Origin of the sequence: Sphingomonas sp. Leaf230 (assembly GCF_001421745.1) — a bacterium.
Classification (GTDB): domain Bacteria; phylum Pseudomonadota; class Alphaproteobacteria; order Sphingomonadales; family Sphingomonadaceae; genus Sphingomonas.
Genome location: NZ_LMKW01000001.1, coordinates 1,014,109 through 1,036,567 on the forward strand (window position 1 = coordinate 1,014,109; position 22,459 = coordinate 1,036,567).

14 protein-coding genes and 1 pseudogene are annotated in these 22,459 nt (G+C 65.6%); 10 read left to right on the forward strand and 5 right to left on the reverse strand.

What is annotated here, in order from left to right; all coding sequences use genetic code 11:
- Positions 1-20: 20 nt before the first annotated feature.
- Positions 21-1,520: an MFS transporter gene (locus tag ASE82_RS04400; RefSeq protein WP_056059679.1), complete on the reverse strand. Its 1,500-nt coding sequence runs from the start codon at positions 1,518-1,520 to the stop codon at positions 21-23.
- Between the two features lie 136 nt (positions 1,521-1,656).
- Here ASE82_RS04400 and ASE82_RS04405 point away from each other — a divergent pair, with 136 nt between their 5' ends.
- Positions 1,657-2,337: a DUF6445 family protein gene (locus tag ASE82_RS04405; RefSeq protein ID WP_056059681.1), complete on the forward strand. Its 681-nt coding sequence runs from the start codon at positions 1,657-1,659 to the stop codon at positions 2,335-2,337.
- A gap of 136 nt (positions 2,338-2,473) precedes the next feature.
- Here ASE82_RS04405 and ASE82_RS04410 read toward each other — a convergent pair whose 3' ends face one another.
- Positions 2,474-3,496, reverse strand: coding sequence for a LacI family DNA-binding transcriptional regulator (locus ASE82_RS04410; RefSeq protein WP_200910651.1), 1,023 nt, complete (start codon positions 3,494-3,496; stop codon positions 2,474-2,476).
- A gap of 212 nt (positions 3,497-3,708) precedes the next feature.
- Here ASE82_RS04410 and ASE82_RS04415 point away from each other — a divergent pair, with 212 nt between their 5' ends.
- The 6 genes from ASE82_RS04415 (at position 3,709) to ASE82_RS04440 (ending at position 15,724) form a co-directional block, all read left to right on the forward strand.
- Positions 3,709-6,660, forward strand: a complete 2,952-nt coding sequence (locus ASE82_RS04415) for a TonB-dependent receptor (protein WP_235524567.1) — start codon at positions 3,709-3,711, stop codon at positions 6,658-6,660.
- Between the two features lie 83 nt (positions 6,661-6,743).
- A complete protein-coding gene (locus ASE82_RS04420; RefSeq protein WP_056059316.1) occupies positions 6,744-8,258 on the forward strand; it encodes a tryptophan halogenase family protein in 1,515 nt (504 codons plus the stop codon).
- The gene (locus ASE82_RS04425; protein ID WP_056059319.1) at positions 8,255-10,057 is read left to right on the forward strand and encodes an alpha-amylase family glycosyl hydrolase; all 1,803 of its coding nucleotides are present in this window, start codon (positions 8,255-8,257) and stop codon (positions 10,055-10,057) included. The genes ASE82_RS04420 and ASE82_RS04425 overlap by 4 nt, the downstream gene beginning before the upstream one ends.
- 11 nt (positions 10,058-10,068) lie before the next feature.
- Positions 10,069-11,670, forward strand: a complete 1,602-nt coding sequence (locus ASE82_RS04430; RefSeq protein ID WP_056059322.1) for an alpha-amylase family glycosyl hydrolase — start codon at positions 10,069-10,071, stop codon at positions 11,668-11,670.
- Positions 11,667-13,199 (forward strand): tryptophan halogenase family protein, encoded by a 1,533-nt coding sequence (locus tag ASE82_RS04435; protein WP_235524568.1) that lies wholly within the window; start codon positions 11,667-11,669, stop codon positions 13,197-13,199. Before ASE82_RS04430 ends, ASE82_RS04435 begins: the two co-directional genes overlap by 4 nt.
- Complete coding sequence (locus ASE82_RS04440; protein ID WP_082441121.1) at positions 13,196-15,724, forward strand: glycoside hydrolase family 31 protein; 2,529 nt, start codon at positions 13,196-13,198, stop codon at positions 15,722-15,724. The genes ASE82_RS04435 and ASE82_RS04440 overlap by 4 nt, the downstream gene beginning before the upstream one ends.
- Positions 15,725-16,177: 453 nt before the next feature.
- Here the strand turns inward: ASE82_RS04440 and ASE82_RS04445 are convergent, their stop codons facing one another.
- From ASE82_RS04445 to ASE82_RS04455, 3 genes are all read right to left on the reverse strand, one after another.
- Entirely contained in the window at positions 16,178-17,914 is a 1,737-nt protein-coding gene (locus tag ASE82_RS04445; protein ID WP_056059324.1) for a flotillin family protein, read from the reverse strand.
- Between the two features lie 24 nt (positions 17,915-17,938).
- Positions 17,939-18,559, reverse strand: a complete 621-nt coding sequence (locus ASE82_RS04450) for an OB-fold-containig protein (protein ID WP_056059325.1) — start codon at positions 18,557-18,559, stop codon at positions 17,939-17,941.
- A 381-nt stretch (positions 18,560-18,940) separates the two neighbouring features.
- Entirely contained in the window at positions 18,941-20,371 is a 1,431-nt protein-coding gene (locus ASE82_RS04455; RefSeq protein WP_056059326.1) for a glycosyltransferase family 2 protein, read from the reverse strand.
- A 94-nt stretch (positions 20,372-20,465) separates the two neighbouring features.
- Between ASE82_RS04455 and ASE82_RS04460 the strand changes: the two genes are divergently transcribed.
- From ASE82_RS04460 to ASE82_RS19950, 3 genes and pseudogenes are all read left to right on the forward strand, one after another.
- Positions 20,466-21,035, forward strand: a complete 570-nt coding sequence (locus ASE82_RS04460; RefSeq protein WP_056059327.1) for a cytochrome b — start codon at positions 20,466-20,468, stop codon at positions 21,033-21,035.
- Positions 21,036-21,246: 211 nt separating this feature from the next.
- Entirely contained in the window at positions 21,247-21,585 is a 339-nt protein-coding gene (locus ASE82_RS19945) for a hypothetical protein (protein ID WP_235524569.1), read from the forward strand.
- Positions 21,586-21,606: 21 nt separating this feature from the next.
- Positions 21,607-22,344 (forward strand): annotated as a pseudogene (locus ASE82_RS19950) (ATP-binding protein); the annotation flags it as partial.
- Positions 22,345-22,459 lie beyond the last annotated feature (115 nt).

Here is a 22,459-nt window from a genome sequence, read left to right on the forward strand (position 1 = left end):
CTAGTTTGCTGCTTCTCGCCTCAGGCAAACTTGTCGGGAACCTCAGGGACGCGCAGCATCGCAAGGGCTGCGAGAATCATCACGATGGCGGCGAATGCCATCGTCCAGATCGGTTCGGTCGGGAAGAACGCCTTCAGCACCGACCCCATCAGCGTCGCGACCAGCAACTGCGGGAGCACAATGAAGATGTTGAACAACCCCATGTAGATGCCGAGCTTGGCTTGCGGCAGGTTGGAGGCGAGGATCGCGTAGGGCATGGCGAGGATCGACGCCCAGGCGATGCCGACGCCGACTTCGCTGACGATCAGCAACGTTGGATCGCGCACCATGAGGAAGCTCGCAAACCCCGCGGCGCCGCACAGCAGGCAGGCTATATGCGTTTTGACCCGGCCGATCCGTCTGGCCAACCGCGGCAGTATCAGTAACGCGACCAGCGCGGCGACGGCGTTGTAGACTGCGAACAGCACGCCGACCCAATCGCTGCCCGCATTGTAGGCGGCGCTCGTCGCGTCGCTCGATCCGTACATATATTGCGCCACGACGGGCGTGGTGAAGATCCACATGATGAACAGCGCGGACCAGCTGAAGAACTGGACGAGTGCGAGGCGCTTCATGACGCTGGGCATCGCGGCGAAGTCACGGACGATCTGGCTCAGCGCATTGTCGACATTGCCGCCGCGCGCGAGGACGATGGCCGCGAGGCTGGCGCCGCCATAGGCGACGAGCAGGCCGCCGAGCAGGTACACTTCCTTCTGCAACGCCAGTTCGGGCACCGCGACGACGACCGCGATCCCGGCGACGATCCAGGCGATGCTGGTCGCGAAGCCGCGGCTGGCAAGCGCGCGTACCGGAGCGGTGTGTGCTTCATCGCGGTCGGAATCGGCGAAAGATGCCATCTGTTCGGGGCTGTATTCGCGCGTGTTGCCGACCGTCCAGAGCACCGCGAGCAGCAGTGCCGCGCCGCCGAACCAGAAGCTGTAGCACACGGTGTCGGGAACGCCCGCGAGCGCATCGCCCGACACGCCGAGATGCGCGAGCGCGAACGGAAAGATCGAGCCGACCACTGCGCCCGCACCGATGAAGGCGGTCTGGAGCGCGTAGCCTGCGGTATGTTGATCCTTGCGCAGCATGTCGCCGACGAACGCGCGAAACGGCTCCATCGAGACGTTGATCGAGGCGTCGAGTACCCAGAGCGTCAGCGCGGCAAGCCATAGCAATTTCGCTTCGGGCATCACGAACAGCGCGAGCGCGGCGAGTACCGCGCCAGCGAAGAAATAGGGACGGCGGCGGCCGAACCGCGTCCAGGTGCGATCGCTATAATGACCGATGATTGGCTGAACGAGCATTCCGGTCAACGGCGCCGCGATCCAAAGATAGGAGAGGTCGTCGAGCGATCCGCCGAGCGTCTGGAAGATCCGGCTCATATTGGCGTTCTGCAACGCGAAGCCGATCTGGATCCCGAAAAAGCCGAAGCTGATGTTCCACAGGCCGGCAAAGCCCTGGACTGGTTTCTCGGTCAAAACGCGGCTCTCCTGATCGGTCGCCACTTGTGTGCGTGGCGATCTGACGGACCGGCTTGACCCCAAGCGACCGGCAAAACAACTATGCATACGAATACCTTGCCCCGCCGTGCCGCCCGGCCGCATGAAGGCCTGCATGACCCAACCGCCGAAAACCACGCTTCACTTTCAGGGCGAGGAGCAGCGCCCGCTGATCGCGATCGACGATTTCTGGCCCGATCCGGATGCGCTGCGCGAGGATGCGGCAAGCCTGCGGATGGCGCCGATCGGCCCGCATTATCCCGGCGTTCGCGCCGAGGTGCCGCCGCGCCTCGCCGAGACGATGCGACGCCGGATCGCGCCATTGTTGGCGGAGCATTTCGGGCTCGATCCGGCGCCGGCAGTATCAGAGGCCTATTATTCGCTCGTCACCACGGCGCCTGGCGATCTCGCGCCGATCCAGCGGTTACCGCATTTCGACGGCGTCGAGCGGGGGCGAATCGCGGTGCTCCTGTTCCTGGGGCGCGGCGAACAGGGTGGCACTGCGTTCTACCGCCAGCGATCCACGGCGTTCGAGACTGTCGATGCGTCGCGCCTTGGTCGGTTCAGGGCGGAACTGGAAGCGGGCGTGCAGGCGCACGGCATGCCCGAGGCGTCCTACATCGCCGGCGACACGGCATTGTACGAACGCATCGCGGTCCAGCCGGCACGTTTCAACCGGGCGCTCGTCTATGCTGGGAATACGCTGCACTGTGCGTATCTGCCGCCTGCGGTGGTACTGAGTTCGGACCCGCTAGCCGGGCGGCTGACGCTCAATCTGTTCCTGTTCGACGACTGAGCGGCCGTTCTTACACGCCAGGGGGGGGCGCCGCAGGAGGCGGAGGGGCAGGTTGGACAACAGCGGTTGCTTATGCCGCCCCCTCCGTCAGGCTGACGCCTGCCACCTCCCCCTGGCGGGGGAGGATCGTGTTGGGCTATGCCCCGCTGCTCGCGCGGATCACCAGGCGGGTCGGCAAGGGCAGGTCGTCGGAGACTTCGCCGCGCAGTTTCGCCAGCAATGTTCGAACCAGCGCCTCCCCTGCCCGGCGCGCGTCCTGCGTCACGGTCGTCAGTGGCGGGTTGGTGAGTTGCGCCGAGGCGATATCGTCGAAGCCGACGATCGCGACGTCGTCCGGGATCGATCGCCCCGCAGCCGCCAGCGCGCGCATCGCACCGATTGCGATGCTGTCGCTCGCTGCAAAGATCGCGTCATAGTCGGCGCCGCGTCGCGCGAGTTCGCCGATCGCGTCCCGTCCGGCGTCTTCGGTGGTGATCGCATCGATCTGCAATGCGTCGTCTGCCGTCAGCCCCGCAGCCGCCAACGCGTCGAGATATCCCCGATACCGGTCCTCCAGTTCGGGATACCGCCCGTCCGCCGCGCCCAGGAACGCGATCCGCCGCCGGCCGCGCGCGATCAAGTGCGCGGTCGCCGCCTCGCCGCCGCCGCGATTGTCCGACCCGACCGTGATCCCGGCAGGCCCCGTACCGACTGCTCCCCAGCGCACCACCTTGGTTCCTTGTTCGGTGAGGTGATCGAGGCGCGCGCGATAGGCCTCGTAATCGCCGTAACCGAGCAGGATGATACCGTCCGCCTTGCGGCTGTCCTGGTAATCGACGTGCCAGTCGCCCGACAATTGCTGGAACGAGATCAGCAAATCGTAGCCGGCGCGGGCACAAGCGTGCGTGATCGAGCCCAGCATCGACAGGAAGAACGGGTTGATCGTCGACTCGTCCTCGGCGGGTTCCTCGAAGAACAGCAGCGCCAGCGTGTTCGCCGACTGACTGCGCAGCGACGAGGCATGCTTGTCGACCGCGTAATGCAGGCTGCGCGCGATCGCTTCGATCCGCTGGCGGGTCTGCGCGTTGACCGACTTCGATCCGCGCAACGCCCGCGACACGGTCGGCTGCGACACGCCGGCCAATTGCGCGATGTCGAACGATGTCGGACGCCGACCCATCGTCAGCGCCCTTGCCGACGCCACTGTGGGCGGCCGTGGTCCTGAAGAGACACGGTTTGCATGAAACAGTGAATACGTATGCCCGTCCCTTTTGCAACGCCCCCACCCGAAATATAGCCGTGTTGCGACACCCGACGCGTCAGCACGACGTCGGGGATACCAAAACAAGCAATTGAGGATGCGCGGGATTATTCTCGCCTGAAGGGGATTTCATGAGCCAGTCTATTCCGTGCCGCCTGCGCGTCGCGTCCGGCATTTCCGCGCATGGCCGCCTGGCGCTGCACGTCAGCGCGACCGCGCTTGCCGCTGCCCTGATGCTGCCGGGCCAGGCTGCGTTCGCGCAAGCGACGCCCGGTACCGCGAATGCCAATCCGACCGCACCCGCGCAGATCGACGCGGTGCCGACCGTCGCCGCGCCGACGCCGCAACCCGCCGATGCCGTGCCACCCACAGCCCAGGCCGATGCCGCTGGCGGTGACGAGATCGTCGTCACCGGTATCCGCGCCGGCCTGGAATCCTCCGCCAAGATCAAGCGCCAGTCGGTCCTGATCGTCGACTCGATCTCGGCCGAAGACGTCGGCAAGCTGCCCGACGTGTCGATCGCCGACTCGCTCGCTCGCCTGCCCGGTGTCACCGCACAGCGCCTCGAAGGTCGCGACCAACGCCTGTCGATCCGCGGCCTCGGTCCCGATTTCTCGACCACGCTGCTCAACGGCCGCGAACAGGTGACGACCGGCGACAACCGCGGCGTCGAGTTCGACCAGTATCCGTCAGAATTCTTCAAGACCGTCAACGTCTACAAGTCGGCTGATGCCTCGCTGATTGCCGCGGGCGTCGCCGGTACGGTCGACCTGCGTATGCTGCGACCGCTCGACCAGGCGCACCGCATCATCGCGGTCAGCGCGCGCGCGCAGATGAACGGCATCGACAAGCTCAACCCGGATGGCGATCGCTACGGCTATCGCGCGTCGGCGACCTATGTCGACAAGTTCGCCAACGACACGCTCGGCATCGCGATCGGCGTGTCGGCGACTCAGACGCCGTCGCAGGATGAGCGCTACAACGCGTGGGGCTATAGCGGCGCCGGCACCGCGGCCAGCCCGTTCCTGCTCAACGGCGCCAAGCCCTATGTCCAGTCGAACGAGTTGAAGCGCTATGGCGGCGTCGCGACGATCGAGTGGCAGCCGTCGGACAGCTTCCATTCGACGTTCGACGCGCTGTATTCGCATTTCCAGGAAACGCAGATCCTGCGCGGCATCGAATTCCCGCTCGCAGGGCAGCTCGCGAGCGCCGGTACGGCTGGCGGCACGACCGCGACCGGGGTGACCGTCGCCGACGGCTTCGCGACCAGCGCGACGTTCGGCAACGTCTTCGCGGTGCAGCGCAACGACTATAACCAGCGCAAGGCGGACAATTTCTCGCTCGGCTGGAACAACGATCTCAAGCTGACCGAGTCGGTTCACCTGAACGTCGACGCGAGCTGGAGCCGTGCGAAGCGCACCGACTTCCTGCTGGAGACCAACACTGGCACCGGCTTCGCCAAGAGCGGCGTCGCCGACACCGTCACCGTCAAGCAGAACGGCAACGGCACCTACACCTTCTCGCCGACGCTCGATTACACCAACACCAACATCTTCAAGCTGACCGATCCGCAAGGGTGGGGCAACAACGGCACGCAGCAGGTCGTCCAGTCGGGCTTCCTCAACCGGCCGAGCTTCAAGGACGATCTGAAGTCGCTCCGCGCGAGCCTGAACGGCGAGTTCTCGGACAGCGTCGTCAAGGGCTGGGAAGCGGGCGGCAACTACAGCCAGCGCAAGAAGACCAGCGCGTACACGTCCTATTTCCTCTGCCCGACCGGCGGCGGCACGAACTGCACCGTGGCGAGCGGTTCGCCGCTGAGCGGCAACGTGCCGAGCGAAGCGCTTCTCGGGTCGAACGTGGCACTGGATTACCTCGGCATCCCGCAGATGCTGACGCTCGATCCGCTGTATCTCTACAATAATTCGCTCAATGCGGCGTTCGATGGTCGTCCCTCCGCGCTGGTGCGCGACAATGTCGTGCTCGAGAAGGTGTGGACCGGCTATGCCAAGGTCACGATCGACGGCCTGGTCGGCGACAAGCCGCTCAAGGGCTCGATCGGCGCGCAGGTGGTGCATTCGGACCAGAGCTCGACCGGCCAGATCGCCAGCGTCGTCGGCGGCGCGGTGACGATCGCACCGGTGAAGCAGTCGCTGAAATACACCAACTTCCTGCCCTCGGCGACGATGTCGGTCGAACTGATCCCGCTGGGCTTCGTCAAGGTCGGCGCCTCGCAGACGATGGTCCGTCCGCGTCTCGACCAGGAGCGCGTCACGCAGGACGTCGCGATCAACCTGACCAATATCGGCCAGACGCCAGCCGGGCTGTTCCCGGTGTTCACGTCGACCGGTGGCAACGTCAATCTGAAGCCGTACCAGTCGACCAACATCGATCTGTCGTTCGAGAAGTATTTCAACGGGGGCGGCTATGTCGCGCTGTCGGGGTATTTCAAGCACCTGACCGACTTCGTCGATCCGAACAACTCGCTGCCGTACGACTTCTCGGCGTTGCTGCCGGCGCTGACCGCGGCGCAGCAGGCACAGGTGATCGCGGCGGGCCAGACGATCGGCAACGTGTCGTCGCCCGCCAATACCGGTCGCGGCGAAGTGCTGGGCGTCGAGGGTACGGTGTCGCTGCCGTTCAAGGCGATCACGTCCGCGCTCGACGGCTTCGGCATTTTCGCGAGCGGCAACTACACGCAGTCGACGATCAAGTATGGCAGCAACCCGACCGAGGCGATCACCCTGCCCGGCCTGTCCAAGTGGACCGGCAGCGGCACGATCTACTTCGAGAAATGGGGCTTCCAGGCGCGCGCGAACTATCGCTACCGCTCCAGTTTCCTCGCCGAAGTCGCCGGCCTGTCCGCCAACCCGACCTATCGCACGGCGCGATCGGAGGGCATTCTGGATGCGCAGATCGGGTATGAGTTCCAGAGCGGTCCGCTCGCGAACTTCGCGATCCTGGCGCAGGCGAAGAACCTGACCGACCGGCCATTCGTAACCTACCAGAACGACGATCCGCGCCAGGTGATCGACTATCAGCGCTATGGCCGCGATTACTATGTCGGCATCACCTATAAGTTCTGATGTCGATGGCGGGGCGGTTGACGCCGCCCCGCATTTGCCCCGCAGTGGCGGCACCTGACGGTTTCGAAGCGGGGACGCGGACAATGGCCAATCACCCTTTGCGTATCGTGATCGCCGGTGGCGGTACAGCCGGCTGGATGGCAGCGGCGACCTTCGCTCGGTTCCTGGAGACGGGATACGAGATCGACCTGATCGAGTCCGACGATATCGGCACGGTCGGGGTGGGCGAGGCGACGATCCCGCAGATTCATTTGTTCAACGACGCACTCGGTCTCGACGAGGACGCGTTCCTCCGCGCGACCGGCGGCACGTTCAAGCTCGGCATCGAGTTCGTCGACTGGTTCAAACCGGGCCATCGCTACATGCATGCGTTCGGCGATGTCGGTCGCGACGTCGGCCTGTTACCGTTTCACCAATATTGGCTGCGCGCGCGGTCGCTCGGGCTGGCCGGCGATCTCGGCGCCTATTCGCTCAACACGCATGCGGCGCTTGCCGAGCGGATGCAGCGTGGCCCTGCCCGTACCGCGCGCACGCTGCCGTCGATGCCGTACGCCTATCATTTTGATGCGGCGCTCTATGCGCGCTACCTGCGGCGCTATTCCGAGACGCGCGGCGTCAACCGGATCGAGGGCAAGATCGTCCGCGTGACGCGCGACGGCGAAAGCGGGGATGTCGCCGGGCTCGTACTGGAGAACGGCACGACCGTCGCCGCCGACCTCTATATTGATTGTACCGGGTTTCGCGGGCTGCTGATCGAGGAGGCGCTCGGCACCGGGTACGAGGACTGGACGCACTGGCTGCCATGCGACCGCGCGATCTCGGTGCCGTCGGCGCGCAGCGAAAAGTTCACGCCGTACACGCGCTCGACCGCACATGCCGCCGGCTGGCAGTGGCGGATCCCGTTGCAGCATCGTACCGGCAATGGCGTTGTCTTCAGCAGCGCGCACATGAGCGAGGACGAGGCGACCGCGACGCTGCTCGCCGGGCTCGACACGCCGGCGATGGCCCATCCGCGGACGATCGCGTTCCGCACCGGCCGTCGCAAGCGGATGTGGAACCGCAACGTCGTCGCGCTCGGACTCGCCGCCGGGTTCATGGAACCGCTCGAGTCGACCAGCATCCACCTGATCCAGTCGGCGATCTCGCGGTTGCTCAAGCTGCTGCCGGGCCGCGTCATCGCCGACGCCGACCGCACCGAGTTCAACCGGCAGAGCGACTTCGAATACGAACGCATCCGCGACTTCATCATCCTCCACTACAAGGCGACGGCGCGCGACGACACGCCGTTCTGGCGCCAGTGCCGCGACATGGCCATCCCCGACACCCTCGCCGCGAAGATCGACCTGTGGCGCGGCAACGGACACATCGTCCGCGAGCATGAGGAGCTGTTCACCGAAGTCGGCTGGCTTCAGGTGCTGGCAGGACAAGGCATCATGCCGGCGGGCCACCACCCGCTGGCCGACGCGATATCGACGAGCGACCTGGGGGAATTCATGGACACGATCGACAAGCTGAACGCGCGCGAAGCGGGCCAGATGCAGGACCACGCGGCGTTCGTCGCGCAGCATTGTGCGTCACCGGCAGGGCTCGGCGCATGAGCATCACCGCCGCCATCCTGCTCGCGCTATCGGGCGCGGCGGCCGTGCCGCCCGCCGACTACCGCGCGCGCGCGCCACAGGACGAGGTCATCTATTTCGTCCTGCCCGACCGGTTCGAGAATGCCGACCCGAGCAACGATCGCGGCGGGATTGCCGGCGATCGATTGAAGACCGGCTATGATCCGACCGCGAAGGGCTTCTATCACGGCGGCGACCTGAAGGGCCTGACCAAGCGGCTCGACTATATCCAGCATCTCGGCGCGACCGCGATCTGGCTCGGGCCGATCTTCAAGAACAAGGCGGTGCAGGGTTCGCCTGGCCACGAGTCCGCGGGCTATCACGGATACTGGATCACCGACTTCACGCAGGTCGACCCGCATCTCGGCACCAACGCCGACATGACCGCCTTCGTCGACGCCGCCCACAAGCGCGGGATGAAGGTGTATATGGACATTATCATCAACCACACCGCCGACGTGATCCAGTACCGCGAATGCGCGGTCGGCCTGCCCTGCCCGTACCGCGACCGCGCGACGTATCCGTACCAGCGCAAGGGCGGTGTCGGCGGCAAGGCGATCAATCCGGGGTTCGTCGGTGACGGCGTGCAGACCGCGGCGAACTTCGCCAAGCTGACCGACACGACCTATGCGTACACGCCTTACGTGCCGGCGGCCGAGCGCAATGTGAAGGTGCCGGCGTGGCTCAACGACCCGATCTATTACCATAATCGCGGCGACACCACGTTCATGAACGAGAGCTCGACGATGGGCGATTTCTCGGGGCTCGACGACGTGATGACGGAGAACCCGCGCGTCGTGTCGGGCATGATCGACATCTTCGGTTCGTGGATCGACCGGTTCAAAGTCGACGGCTTCCGCATCGATACCGCGCGCCACGTGAACCCGGAATTCTGGGCGCAGTTCGTGCCGGCGATGCTGACGCGGGCGCAGGCGAACGGCATCCCGAACTTCCACATCTTCGGCGAAGTCTCCGATCACGAGGTCCGCCCCGCGGTGCTCGCGCAGCACACGATCGTCGACAAGCTGCCCGCGGTGCTCGACTTCGCGTTCCGCCAGGCGGTGGTCGAGACGGTCGCGGGCACACGCGGCACCGATGCGTTCGAGGCGCTGTTCGACGGCGACGTGCTGTATGCGAAGGGCGCCGACACCGCGGCGATCCTGCCGACCTTTACCGGCAATCACGACGACGGCCGCTTCGCCACCTACGTGCGGAAGGCATTCCCGCAGGCGTCCGACGATGAGGTGCTGAAGCGCGTCCTGCTGTCGAACGCGATGCTGCTGACCTTGCGCGGCGTGCCGACGATCTATTCGGGCGACGAACAGGGCTTCGTCGGCGACGGCAACGACCAGGACGCGCGCGAGGACATGTTTGCGTCGAAGGTCGCGATCTACAACGACAACCGCCTGCTCGGCACGACCAAGACGACCGCCACCGAAAGCTTCGGCGAGACCAATCCGCTGTTCCGCGAGATCGCCGTGCTGGCGAAGGTTCGCGTTGGGCATCCAGCTCTCACGCGGGGTCGAACGGTCATCCGCAGCCGAAGCGAGACACCGGGCCTGCTCGCGGTTTCACGCTTCGATCCGACGACGGGTGCGGAAACCCTGCTCGCGTTCAACACCTCGGACAAGCCGATCACCCAGGCGGTGCAGGTAGAGACCGGCTCCACCCGCTTCACTACGCTCGCCGGCACATGCGCGCCTCGCGCTGCTGCCCCCGGCAGTGTCACACTAACCCTGCCCGCGTTCGGCTATGCCGTCTGCGCCGCGGAGACCCGTTGATGCCTGTACGAATGCCTGACGCTGCCGCCGACCGCCCATGGTGGAAAGGTGCGACGATCTACCAGATCTACCCACGCAGTTTCGCGGACTCGAACGACGACGGGATCGGCGACCTGCCGGGTATCACCGCGCACCTGGATTATGTCGCCAGCCTGGGCGTCGATGCGGTTTGGCTGTCGCCGTTCTTCACCTCGCCGATGGCAGATTTCGGCTATGACGTGTCGGATTACCGCGACGTCGATCCGATCTTCGGCACGCTCGCCGATTTCGACGCGCTGATCGCGCGCGCGCATGCGCTCGGCCTCAAGATCATCATCGATCAGGTCTATTCGCACACCTCGGAGGAACATGACTGGTTCCGCCAGAGCCGCGCCTCGCGCAGCGGCGACAAGGCCGACTGGTATGTCTGGGCGGATGCCAAGTCCGATGGCACACCGCCGTCGAACTGGCAGTCGGTGTTCGGTGGCCCCGCCTGGACCTGGGATGCCAGGCGCGGGCAATATTACATGCACAATTTCCTGAAGGACCAGCCGCAGCTCAACGGGCATAACCCCGCGGTGCAGGACGAGCTGATCGCGACCGCGCGGTTCTGGCTCGATCGCGGCGTCGACGGCTTCCGTTTAGATGCGATCAACTTCGCGATGCACGACCCGGCGCTCACCGACAATCCGCCTGCACCCGCGACCAATCGCGCGCGCACCCGGTCGTTCGATTTCCAGCAGAAGCTGCACAACCAGAGCCATCCGGACATCGTCGGGTTCATCGAGCGGATCCGCGCGCTGCTCGACGAATATGGCGCCGGGTTCACCGTCGCCGAAGTCGGCGGCGACGACAGCGACCGCGAGATGAAGCTGTTCACCGGCGGAAATGGCCGGCTCAACAGCGCGTACGGCTTCGACTTCCTGTACGCGGACCGGCTCACGCCCGAGCTGATCGTCGATGCGGTCGGCAACTGGCCCGATACGCCTGGCCTCGGCTGGCCGAGCTGGGCGTTCGAGAACCACGACGCGCCGCGCGCGGTGTCGCGCTGGACCACGTCCGACCAGCGCGAGGCGTTTGCGCGGATGAAGATCCTGCTGCTCGTCGCGTTGCGCGGTAACATCTTCCTGTACCAAGGCGAGGAGCTAGGCCTGACGCAGGTCGACATCGCGTTCGACGACCTGCTCGACCCGGAAGCGATCGCGAACTGGCCGCTGACGCTGTCCCGAGACGGCGCGCGTACGCCGATGCCGTGGATCGGCGCGGCGCCCGATCTCGGGTTCGGCAGCACCGAGCCTTGGCTGCCGTTCGGTGAGGATCACCGCGCGATCGCGGTCGACGCGCAGGAGGCGGACGCGACGTCGCTGCTGCATTGGACGCGGGCGCTGATCGCTGCGCGTAAGGCGCATCCGGCGTTACGGCTGGGGAGCCTGCGGATCGTGCACAGCGACGATGCGGTGATCGCGTTCGAGCGGGAGTCCGGCGACGAGACGCTGCTCTGCGTGTTCAATCTCGGCGACGACGCACGTGATTGGCCTACCGGCATCGCCACCGATGGCGACATGCTGTTCGCGACCGATGGCGCCGACACGACGACGCTGCCGCCGCTGTCCGGGCTGGTGCTGCAGCGGTGATCGACGGGCTCGACCACCACATCGTCATCCTCGGCGGGGGCACCGCCGGGTGGATGACTGCGTGCCTGATCGCGCATCGCTGGCGGGATCGCAGCGTCCGCGTGACGTTGGTCGAAAGCCCGGAGATCGGCATCGTTGGCGTCGGTGAAGGATCGACACCGCAGTTGAAACACTTCTTCGACACGCTCGGCATTGCCGAAGCCCACTGGATGCCGGCGTGCGACGCGACCTACAAGCTCGGGATCGGCTTCGAAGGCTGGTCCGACCGCGCCGGGTACGAACGCTATTTCCACCCCTTCCCCACCGCGCTCGACGGCCACACCGCACCGCAATTCTTCTACAACACGCGGGCACGCCGCACCGGTCGCGATGTCGACGCGCACCCCGACCAGTTCCTGCTCCCCGCCCGGCTCGCCGCTACGAACTGCGCTCCGCAGCCCGCCGCAAACTTCCCGTTCGAGGTCAGCTACGGCTATCACTTCGACGCGTACAAGGTCGGTGCGTTCCTCGCCACGCATGCGACCGAGATGCTAGGCGTCGTCCATCTCCAGCGCCGGATCGCCAGCGTCGAGCGTGCCTCGACCGGCGAAATCACCGCACTGATCGATACCGATGGCGAGCGTATCGCCGGCGACTTCTTCATCGACGCTAGCGGGTTCCGGAGCACGATCTTCAGTGCGCTGGACGTGCCGTTCGTCAGCTATGCCGACGCACTGTTCAATGACCGCGCGGTAGTGATGCCGACCGCGCGTACCCCCGGCACGCCGATCCCCAGCCAGACGCGCGCGACCGCGTTGTCGGCTGGCTGGGCGTGGCACATCCCGCTGACCAGCCGAAACGGCAACGGCTACGTCTACTCCAGTCGCCACCTGACCGAAGCACAGGCCGAAGCGGAGTTGCACACAAACATCAGCGCCGAGGCCGGCGAAGCGCGCCACCTCAAGATGCGCGTCGGCCGCGTTCGCGACAGCTGGTCGCACAACGCACTCGCGGTCGGGCTGTCACAAGGCTTCCTCGAGCCGCTCGAAGCGACCGCACTGCATCTCGTCATTGCCACCGTTGAAGCGTTCCTCGACGGGATTGACGGAGGCGGCGCGACCGACGCCGTCCGCACCGCGTTCAACACGCGCATCGCAGCGCGCTACGACGGCGTCCGCGACTACATCGTCGCGCACTACCGGCTGAACCAGCGCCACGACGATCCGACCGGCTATTGGGCGGAAGCGCGCGGCGTGGACGCCCTGTCCGGTGATCTCAAGATGCTGATGTCGACTTGGTTCACCGGCGCGGACATGGTCGCGGCGATCGATCGCGCCGGGCTCGGTCGCTATTATTCGGCGATCAGCTGGCACTGCCTGTTCGCTGGCTACGGCACTTTTCCCGACGCCGCGCGGCTGATCCCGCCCGGCGCCGATATCGATCCCATCGACCTGCCGAAGATCGACAATTTCCTGACCCGTTGCGCATCGAACTTCGGGTCGCACGCCTCTCGCCTCCGCGCCGCCGCGGACCACAAGGATCAAATATGAAACGCATCGCCCTCCTGCTCGCCGCCACCGCTGGCCTGTGCCGCGTGCCCGTCCAGGCGCAGACGACCACGCTCGCCGCCCCCACGCTCACCCCGCGCAATGATGGCGTCGAGGTTCGTGCGGGCGCGACGACCATGCGGATCACCGCGATAACCGACGGCCTCGTCCGCGTGCGCGTCGCCAAGAACGGCGCGTTCGCCGAGGATGCGAGCTGGGCGGTGACGGCGGCGACCCGCAAGCAAACCGCCAAGGTGAACGCAGCCCCCGACGGCTTCACTACCGCCAGCGTCCGCGTCCGCATCGGGGCCGGCGGCGCGATCACCTTCGAGACGCTCGACGGCAAGATCATCTCTGCCGATGCCGCCCCCGTCACGACCGACGGCAAGGCGTTCACGATCTCGAAGACGCTGCCGATCAGCGAGCATTTCTACGGCTTGGGCGACAAGACGCAGGGACTCGACCGGCGCGGCCACGGCTTTGTCGACTGGAACACCGACGCGTTCGGGTTCAGCAGCGCGGACGATCCGATCTACAAGTCGATACCCTTCTTTATCGGCACCGGCGGTGCTGGCGGCAGCTACGGCATCCTGCTCGACAACACGTTCCGCACCTGGTTCGATTTCGGCCACCGCGATGCCGAGACGCTCTCGTTCGGCGGCCCCGACGGCCCGATCGACTATTACTTCATCGCCGGGCCATCGATGGCGGAGGTCACGCGCCGCTATGCCGACCTGACCGGCCACGCCCCGCTCGCACCGAAATGGGCGCTCGGCTACCAACAGTCGCGCTACAGCTATGGTAGCGCCGACGAGGTCCGCCAGATCGCCACCCGCCTGCGCAGCGATCGCGTGCCGACCGACGTGATCTGGCTCGACATCGGCTATCAGGATCGCAACCGCCCCTTCACCACCGACGCCAAGACCTTCCCCGACCTGCCCAAGCTCGCCAGCGAGATGAAGGCTGACGGGATCAAGCTGGTCGCGATCACCGATCTTCACATCGCCGCGGTCGAGCAGGGCTATGCGCCCTACCAGAGCGGGATGAAGGCCGACGCGTTCATCAAGAACGCCGATGGCAGCCCCTATGTCGCGCCGGTCTGGCCCGGCCCGTCGGTGTTCCCCGACTTCACCAAGACCGCCGCGCGGACCTGGTGGGGGCAGCAGTACAAGGGCTTCCTAGATGCCGGGATCGCAGGGTTCTGGAACGACATGAACGAGCCGGCGATCTTCGAGACGCCGACCAAGACGATGCCGCTCGACACCCGCCACCGCATCGACAGCGACGATTTCGCCGCGCGGATCACCGATCACCGCGAGGCGCACAATGTTTACGGCATGCTCAACACGCGCGCGACGTTCGACGGCCTGCAAAAGCTCCGCCCCGACGAGCGCCCGTTCGTGATGACCCGTGCGAGCTATGCCGGCGGGCAGCGTTATGCGGTCACCTGGACCGGCGACAACAGCGCGACCTGGGATCACCTGAAGCTGTCGGTGCAGCAGATCATCAACCTCGGCCTGTCGGGCTTCGGCTACAGCGCCGCCGACGTCAGCGGCTTTGCAGGCGGCCCGAGTCCCGATCTCCTCACCCGCTGGACCGAGATCGGCGCGTTCACGCCGGTGTTCCGCAACCATTCGGCGACCGGCACGCCGCGCGTCGAGCCCTGGGTAGACGGCCCCGACCATCTCGCGATCCGCCGCCGCTTCATCGAGGAGCGCTATCGCCTGATGCCGTATTTCTACGCACTGGCGGACCAGAATGCGCGGTTCGGCGATCCGATCATGCGCCCGGTGTTCTACGATTACCCGGCCGCCACGACTGCGTCGTGCGACCAGTCGATGGCGTTCACGCTCGGCAAGTCGCTGCTGATCGCACCGCCGCCCAAGCCGGAATCGCCGCAGACCTACGACGTCTGCCTCCCCGCTGGCGGCTGGTACGATTACTGGACCGGCCAGCGCGTCGGCACGCCAGAACCCGCCGCCGCCGGCCCGATCCAGTCCGCAACGCAGGCAGTCCCGACCGCGCGCACGCTCGGCGACCGCGTGACCGAGACGCCTCGGCTCGACCGCCTGCCCGTGTTCGTCCGCGCCGGCACGATCCTGCCCCGCCAGCCCCTGGTCCAGAGCACGAGCGAAACCCCGAACGGCCCGCTGCGGCTCGACGTCTATCCCGGCGCGGATTGCCAGGGCACGCTCTACGAGGATGACGGCCGCACGCTGGCGTACACCCGCCGCGGCTATTTTCGCCAGACGGTGCGCTGCACGATCACGCCGACCGGCCTGTCGATCGACTTCGCCAAACCCGAGGGTGGGTTCAAGCCATGGTGGAAGAGCATTGCGATCACCGTCCACGGTTGGGATGGTGCTGGCACCGCCAGGATAAAGGGTAAGCAGACCAATGTCGCTCAAGACGCAGCAACTGGAACGTCGACCTTGGTCGTTCCATCGATGAATATTGCCGGGGTGGTGCACTTGGAAGGACGGCAGGTGGCGATCGGACAAGCGCCGAAAACCATTTCGCTGCGGTGATACGATTAGCAGTTCGCTAAGGACGGCCGGCGTGTCCAGGAGGTGGGAATCGGAGTTTTCGACGTCCCACCCATCGATAACGCCAGCAGCCGGTAGCGTCCTTTGAGCACGTCACGACGATCTCATTGTTCACCGGCGGCCAGGCAATCGCTTGGGATCGCTTGACGGCGCGTATAGTATGCTCGCTCGACCACCAGACTATGTCGTGGTGGCGAGCCGGACCGGGAAGATCAAACGGTAGCCCCCTAGTCGGGAAGCCCCGTAGGTCGAGTGATCGACGCTCGGTGGACCGTAGTTGACCGCGAGCGATAGCTTAAGAACGCGGTTAGCGAGGGCGGCGCGGTCCAATTGAATATGCCGCCTCGCGCAAAAATTCTCGTGCTTGCAGATCCATTGCCGAACCTAGCGGCGCATCGATCGATTTCGTAGGATCTTGCGACCGCACCTACCCGATCAGGCCGGCGGGTTGCCCAATCCGCCGTTGAGTGCAGCGGGATGTTTGTGGGCATCGGTGGCGGAGACTCGGGCTGGCGCCGCATCCGCGCTGCTCCCGGCGAGCATGCCGTTCAACGAACTGCCGGTCATGCCGAGTTCCGCCATCAGGCCATCGATGAGCGGGCCGCCGACGCGGTAGCGCATCGCCGCCGCGACCGCGGCATCGGCGAGGTTGCCTTGGCCGCCGCCGGACGCGCCGTCGCTGCCGCCGTCGCCGTGTAGCCCTCGCGCGTCGAGAATGCTGATCTTGTCGATGTTTTCCATCGGCTTGCTCGCGGCAGCGATGATCGCGGGCAGCGCTTCGAGCATCGCGCGCCGGATCAGCAACGCCGTCTGCGCATCGCTCAACAGGTTGGTCGCCTCGTTGAGCGATGCCTGACCTGCGGCGTCGACCTTGAACGCCGCCTCGCGCCCTTCGGCACGCGCCTTTTCGGCGTCGGCTTCGGCAGTCGCTTCGGTGCGCAGGGCGCTCGCGCGAGCCTCTGCCGCTTCCTTCTCGGCGGTCGCGGCGACGGTTATGCCGACGGCCTCTTCCTGCGCGCGCTGGGTGGCGGCGATCACGGCGACGTTCTTGTTGCGGTTGGCGATTTCGGTCGCCTTGGCGGTGGCGACGCTTTCCTCGGCGCGGACGGCGAGCGCGCGGGCCTCGTTGGCGGCGGCGGTCGCGGTCGATTCCTCTTCGGACTTCTGCGCGGTCTGCACAGCCGTCGTGATGCGAGCGATCTCGATGGTGCGGTCGCGCTCGATCGTTGCGGTCTGGATCGCGCCGTCGCGGGCGATCGTCGCGGTCTGGATCACCTTGTCGGCTTCGGTCTGCGCGACGGTCTGCGCCTGGCTGGCGGTGATGCGGGCGATCTCGGCGAGACGGGTCTGCTCGGCTTCGGCGGTGGCGATCGCGGTCGCCTGCTCGGCGCGACGGGCGGACAGCGTCTGCTCCTGCGTCAGCCGGGCCTGTTCCGCGGCCTGCGCGATTTCGAGCGACTGGTTGTTGGCGTCGAGGTTACGCTGCTCGATCTCGACGCGGTTGGTGGCGACGATGTCGTTGCGGATCTTCTTGCGCTCCTCGATCGTCCGCGTGAGCACGGTCAGCCCCTCGGCATCGAATGCGTTGTTCTCGTTGAAATGCTCGAACGCGGTCTGATCGAAATGCGTGATACTGACCGATTCGAGCTGAAAGCCGTTCATGTCCAGATCGGTCATCAGCGCCTCCTGCACCTTCTGGATGAAGTCGGCGCGGTTGGCGTGGAGGTGCTCCATCGTCATCGTCGCGGCGACCGATCGCAGCGCGGAGACGAGCTTGCCGTCGAGCAGCGACTTCACCGCATCGGGGCTATTGACCGAATCGCCGAGCGTCTGTGCAGCGGCGGCGATCGACTCCGCGTCGGGTTTCACCTTGATATGGAACAGCCCGACGACGTCGACACGCAGTTTGTCGAGCGTGATAAGCGCATCCTTGTTAAGGCGCGACACCTCCAGCTTCACGGTCGTCAGGCGGACCTGCATCAATTCGTGGAGCACTGGGATGACCATGATGCCGCCGTTGAGCACCACCTTCTCGCCGCCGAAGCCGGTGCGGATCAGCGCCACGTCCTTGGTCGCGCGGCGGTAGAGCCGGGTTAGGATGATGCCGATCACCACCAGTGCGAACAGCACGATACCGGCGTAGATCAGGACGTTCAGAAGCTGTGCGGGCATGAAACCCTCCCCGGTTATGCGTGGTTAGATCGACCGCAGAAGCGTGTTGGCTTCGGGCAGTGCGTAGAAGAGTTTGCCGTCCCGGCGGACGATCAGCGCGGTCTCGCCGGCGGCGATCGTGTCGGTGTCGTCGTGCGGCTCGACCATGATGAAATGCGCCTGGCCGTGCTGGTCGACGATCTTCGCGCGGGCGGGCGATCCGCGGCGGGCGGTACCTTCGAGGATCGTACCGCGGCGCCGGAGGAAGTCGTCGGTCGAGATCACGCTGGTCTCGAAGCCGGGCATGATCCGGGCGAGGCCGTTGGCGGCGAGCGTGTTGAGCAGGCTGCCGGCGATCAATGCGCCGCCCGAGGCGAGGCCCCAGTGCAGCGGGGCGCCGGCCAGCGCGGTCGCGCCCTGCTGGATGGCAATCCCGGCCAGCGTGAAGCAGCCAAGCAGTGAGGTCAGCCAGATCAGGATCGGCAGTTCATGGCCGAGCCCGAGCCAGTCGAGCACGCTGCCGCCATCCGCTTCGGCATGGACGTCCGCGTGGAGATCGAGATGCCCGAGCCCAAGGCCGATCGCCTCGATCAGCCCGATCCCGATCATCACGACGAACGCGATCGCGAACGGCGCGTAAGCCGGCGTCAGGAAGATCGCGAACATAGGCCGTAGCGCAGGTGAGGACTCGGGTTCTGCATCGACGAACGCGTAGCGGACAGACGACAACGCTTCGTTACGAAACGCCGGCCGATCCGGTCTTTGCACTCCATGCGTCGATGCCCCCCGGACCGAGGCTAGCTCTACGCCGAGGCGTTCGCAACGCGGGCTAAGCGAAAACCGGCCCAGGTTCAGACGATCGCAAGCCTGCTCGGCAACCTGACCTGGGTTATCGTGGGCTTGCTGGTCGCCGGGCTGCTCGGTTAGAAACTGTTCGGCCGTTCGACCGAAGTCTCGGATGATGCGGCATGATCAGCTCCGGCAGAGCAGTGCTTCCCACTTGACCTCGTCCGTGGGCGTAGTCGTCGGACACCGCCGGCTTCTCCGTCAAGCGCGCTGCTCAAGCGCGGTCCGGGTCTGTGCGCTCCAGGTCTGACCGCCGCGCAGAAAGGCGTACCAGCCATAGATCGCGCCCGCGTGACGCAACAGCTGGAAGCTGAACGGTTCGGCGATCGCGGCGACGATCGCGGGGCCGAGGTTCAAACCTTCGCGCTGCCCGGTCCAGCGTTTGTAGATGCGGAGCGACCAGAGGTGGAAGCTCAGGTCGATCGCGATCTTGGCGATCATCACGAGCAGGATCGGGAAGGCGAGCGTGTAGCGACCGGTGACGACGAGCCCGATCAACACGGCAAAGGCTGCCAGCCCGTAGATCGGCTGCACCGTATCGAGCGCCTTCACCGGGAGCATCCGCGTACCCAGCCGCCCGTAACGCGCGTTGCCGACCATGTCCCGGTTCCAGTGCTGTGTCTGCAGAAAGCCGCCGAACCAGCGCTGTCGCTGCTTCAGGAAGGCGGTGATGCTGGCGGGCGCATCGGTTCGGGCCAGCGCGCCACCGACGACCCGCACCGTCCAGTGCAGCCCGGCGTCATGGGCATGGCGGTGCAGCCGGTGGATCAGTTCGTAATCCTCCACCATGCAATCGGGATCGAAACCGCCGACCGTCAGCACCGCATCGCGCCGGAACGCCGCGAAGGCGCCCGATATCAGCAACAGTCCGTCGATCCGCATCCACGCGTCGCGCGACAGGAAGTTACGGACATATTCGTAGGACTGGAACCACTCGAATATCCGACCGCTCACACTTGGACCGCAGATCGGTGCCAGCACCCCGGTGGCCGCCACCAGCTCGGGCTCCGCTGCAAAGGCGGCACGCAGCGCCGCGATCGAGCCGGGCTCGATCAAGGTGTCGGCATCCACGGTCAGCACCACGTCCGTCGCGATCCGCTCGAGCGCGGCATTGAGCGCGCGCGCCTTGCCGCCGTGCGGCAGGCGGAGCCACTGAAGCCGGGTGCGCCCAATCTCGATCTCGACGAGTTCTCCGAGTGGTGGCGTCGCCAACGCATAGCCCGCCGCCATGGCGGACGGCGTATCGTCGCTCGATCCGTCGTCGGCGATCAGGATCGCCTCGGGTGGTTGGTCCTGGGCAAGGAGCCGGTCGATCGCCAGCCGGATCACGCCTGCCTCGTTATGCGCGGCGACGATCACACCGAAGCTCGGCTGCACGCCGCTCGGGGCCGGCGTCGCGGTCTGCGCGAGATGGCGGATCTGCCACGCTGTAAATACGAGCAGTGCCGTGTCGTACAGGATGTACGCGATCCCGACCGACCAAATGGCGAGTCCCTGGCGCAGAAACGCCTGCGCGATCAGCACGACGAACACCAGCGGGGCGGCCAAGCCGATCAGCCGGCTCGCCAGCGGGATCGGCCGTGGCGACAGACGCGGCGACTGTGCGGTAAAGATTGCCGAGAGGGATTGCATCGACCAGCGCCTAACGCTCGCTTGCTGAACGCGCTATTGCGGAATGTGTCGAGAACCGGGAATCGGCGCGAGGTGGTGGAGCGGATTGCAGCGGATGAATAGTAGATACACAGGCGTCGCCATCGCCTTCCACTGGCTCGTCGCACTGGGGATCGTCATCAACTTGACCCTGCCCTGGCTTTGGCCACACCTTGCCGACGACCGCGTGCGCCCCGCGATCGACCTGCACAAGTCGGTCGGGATCACGATCCTCGGCCTAGCGATCATGCGCCTGCTCTGGCGGCTTACGCATCGGCCTCCCGAGATGCCCAGCGGTTATCAAAAATGGGAAATCGGCGCGGCCCATGTGACCCACTGGCTGCTGTACGCGCTGATATCTGCGATGCCGCTGACCGGCTGGATCATGGACTCGGCGTACAAGGACGCCGCGACCCACCCGATGTTCCTGTTCGGACTGTTCGAATGGCCGCGGATCGGCACGATATTGAGCCTACCGCCTGCCACGCGAGACGCCGTCCACGATGGTTTCGGCGCATCGCACGTCTACCTGTCCTACCTGCTCTATACTCTGGTCGCGTTTCACATCGGCGGCGCGCTCAAACATGAATGGATCGATCGCCACCGCGAACTGCGCCGCATGATGCCAGTTTGGCGACGACACTGAGGGAAGCCTGCGAAGCATACGCCTCGCAGCAAGACCTGCCATACCCATTGGCGGACATTCACGCCCTGACTTTCCACTCGCGAAGGACGTGATGGAAGGAAAGCGGACGTTCGCTGCCGATGTCGACGGCCTCGCGCACTATCGGAAGAAGTTCAGCCATTTGCCCTGCCGTGCCGCTCCGGGCTAGGGCGCGACGCGCAGGAGATCATTCATGAAAACAGCGCCGGTTGCCATTCTCTATCAAGCGCTTCCGCCACCGTTGATCGACGGATTGCGGGAGGACGCAAAGCCGGGCGGATATTCGGATGGCGGCGCCGATATCGCTTTCGCATTGCGGACGGCAGGCGTGGATGTGGTCACGCCCAGCTCCTCGCCCGACCCTGCCAAGGCGCTCGACTGGGTATTCCCGGACACGGTCGAGGGCATCCGTAGCGCAGGCGCTGCGGGCGCATCGGTCCTGTGGGCGAACACGGTCCTGTTCGAAGGACATCCGCTGGAGACGGCGATGGCCGACTTCGACATCGTCGGGCAGATCCCCGCCGCAATGTAGGCGTTCGACGACAAGTTCGAGACCAACCAACTCCTTGCCGAAGCTGGCCTGCCGGTAGCGCGATCGTTTCTGCTGTCCGGCACGGGCAAGGAGAACGTCTGTGCGCTGGCCGATGTCGAGCAGGCGTGTGCTTCCCGCGGCATGTCCTTTCCGATGATCGTCAAGCCGGTACGCGGACGTGGCAGCCAGGGCGTAACCCTGGTGGAAAACCTCGGCGATTTGCGCGATGCCGCGACTGCGCTGATCGAGGCTGCCACCTTCGGCGACATGCTGATGGTGGAGGAGTTTCTTGGCGGTGACGAGATGACCGTCACCATCATGCCGCCCGCGTCCCCGCGTCCGGACGGTTCGCGGGCACCGGCGCACTGGGCGTTGCCGCCCGTGTACCGCTTCGATCAGCGTGGCGGCATAGCGCCGTATAATGGCGACGTTCCGGTTACAGCCAACAGCGTCGCGATCGGCCCCGATCGGCTGCGCGATCCCGCAATCGCGGCGATGATCGATAGCTGTGTAGCGGCGGCCGCGCTGGTCGACGCTCGCACCGCGATCCGGATCGATTGCCGGGCCAATCGCGATGGTATTTTCAAATTGTTCGACCTCAACATGAAACCCAACATGACGGGGCCGGGCAGGCCGGGGCGCGAAGATCAGGACTGCCTGTCGGCGATCGCCGCCCGCGCCGAGGGGTGGAGCTATATGGATCTTTTGCAGGCGATGCTTGCTGCCAAATGGAGGTTCGATTCCTCTCCCGAGGCTTAGCGATTCTATTGGCGTGGCTTGCTAATACCTTGGCGAAACGCTCGCACGATCTGCTCTGATTGACATGCCCACATGACATTTCTGTCATTTTGGGTTTACGCAGCCCTGCCAGCCG

Excerpts from the sequence above, each read along its gene's own strand:
- ASE82_RS19945 (WP_235524569.1), top strand. The coding sequence starts at position 21,247 with ATGAAAACAGCGCCGGTTGCCATTCTCTATCAAGCGCTTCCGCCACCG.
- ASE82_RS04460 (WP_056059327.1), top strand. The coding sequence starts at position 20,466 with ATGAATAGTAGATACACAGGCGTCGCCATCGCCTTCCACTGGCTCGTC.
- ASE82_RS04420 (WP_056059316.1), top strand. The coding sequence starts at position 6,744 with ATGGCCAATCACCCTTTGCGTATCGTGATCGCCGGTGGCGGTACAGCC.
- ASE82_RS04455 (WP_056059326.1), bottom strand. The coding sequence starts at position 20,371 with ATGCAATCCCTCTCGGCAATCTTTACCGCACAGTCGCCGCGTCTGTCG.
- ASE82_RS04410 (WP_200910651.1), bottom strand. The coding sequence starts at position 3,496 with ATGGGTCGGCGTCCGACATCGTTCGACATCGCGCAATTGGCCGGCGTG.
- ASE82_RS04445 (WP_056059324.1), bottom strand. The coding sequence starts at position 17,914 with ATGCCCGCACAGCTTCTGAACGTCCTGATCTACGCCGGTATCGTGCTG.
- ASE82_RS04425 (WP_056059319.1), top strand. The coding sequence starts at position 8,255 with ATGAGCATCACCGCCGCCATCCTGCTCGCGCTATCGGGCGCGGCGGCC.
- ASE82_RS04405 (WP_056059681.1), top strand. The coding sequence starts at position 1,657 with ATGACCCAACCGCCGAAAACCACGCTTCACTTTCAGGGCGAGGAGCAG.
- ASE82_RS04440 (WP_082441121.1), top strand. The coding sequence starts at position 13,196 with ATGAAACGCATCGCCCTCCTGCTCGCCGCCACCGCTGGCCTGTGCCGC.
- ASE82_RS04450 (WP_056059325.1), bottom strand. The coding sequence starts at position 18,559 with ATGTTCGCGATCTTCCTGACGCCGGCTTACGCGCCGTTCGCGATCGCG.
- ASE82_RS04430 (WP_056059322.1), top strand. The coding sequence starts at position 10,069 with ATGCCTGACGCTGCCGCCGACCGCCCATGGTGGAAAGGTGCGACGATC.
- ASE82_RS04415 (WP_235524567.1), top strand. The coding sequence starts at position 3,709 with ATGAGCCAGTCTATTCCGTGCCGCCTGCGCGTCGCGTCCGGCATTTCC.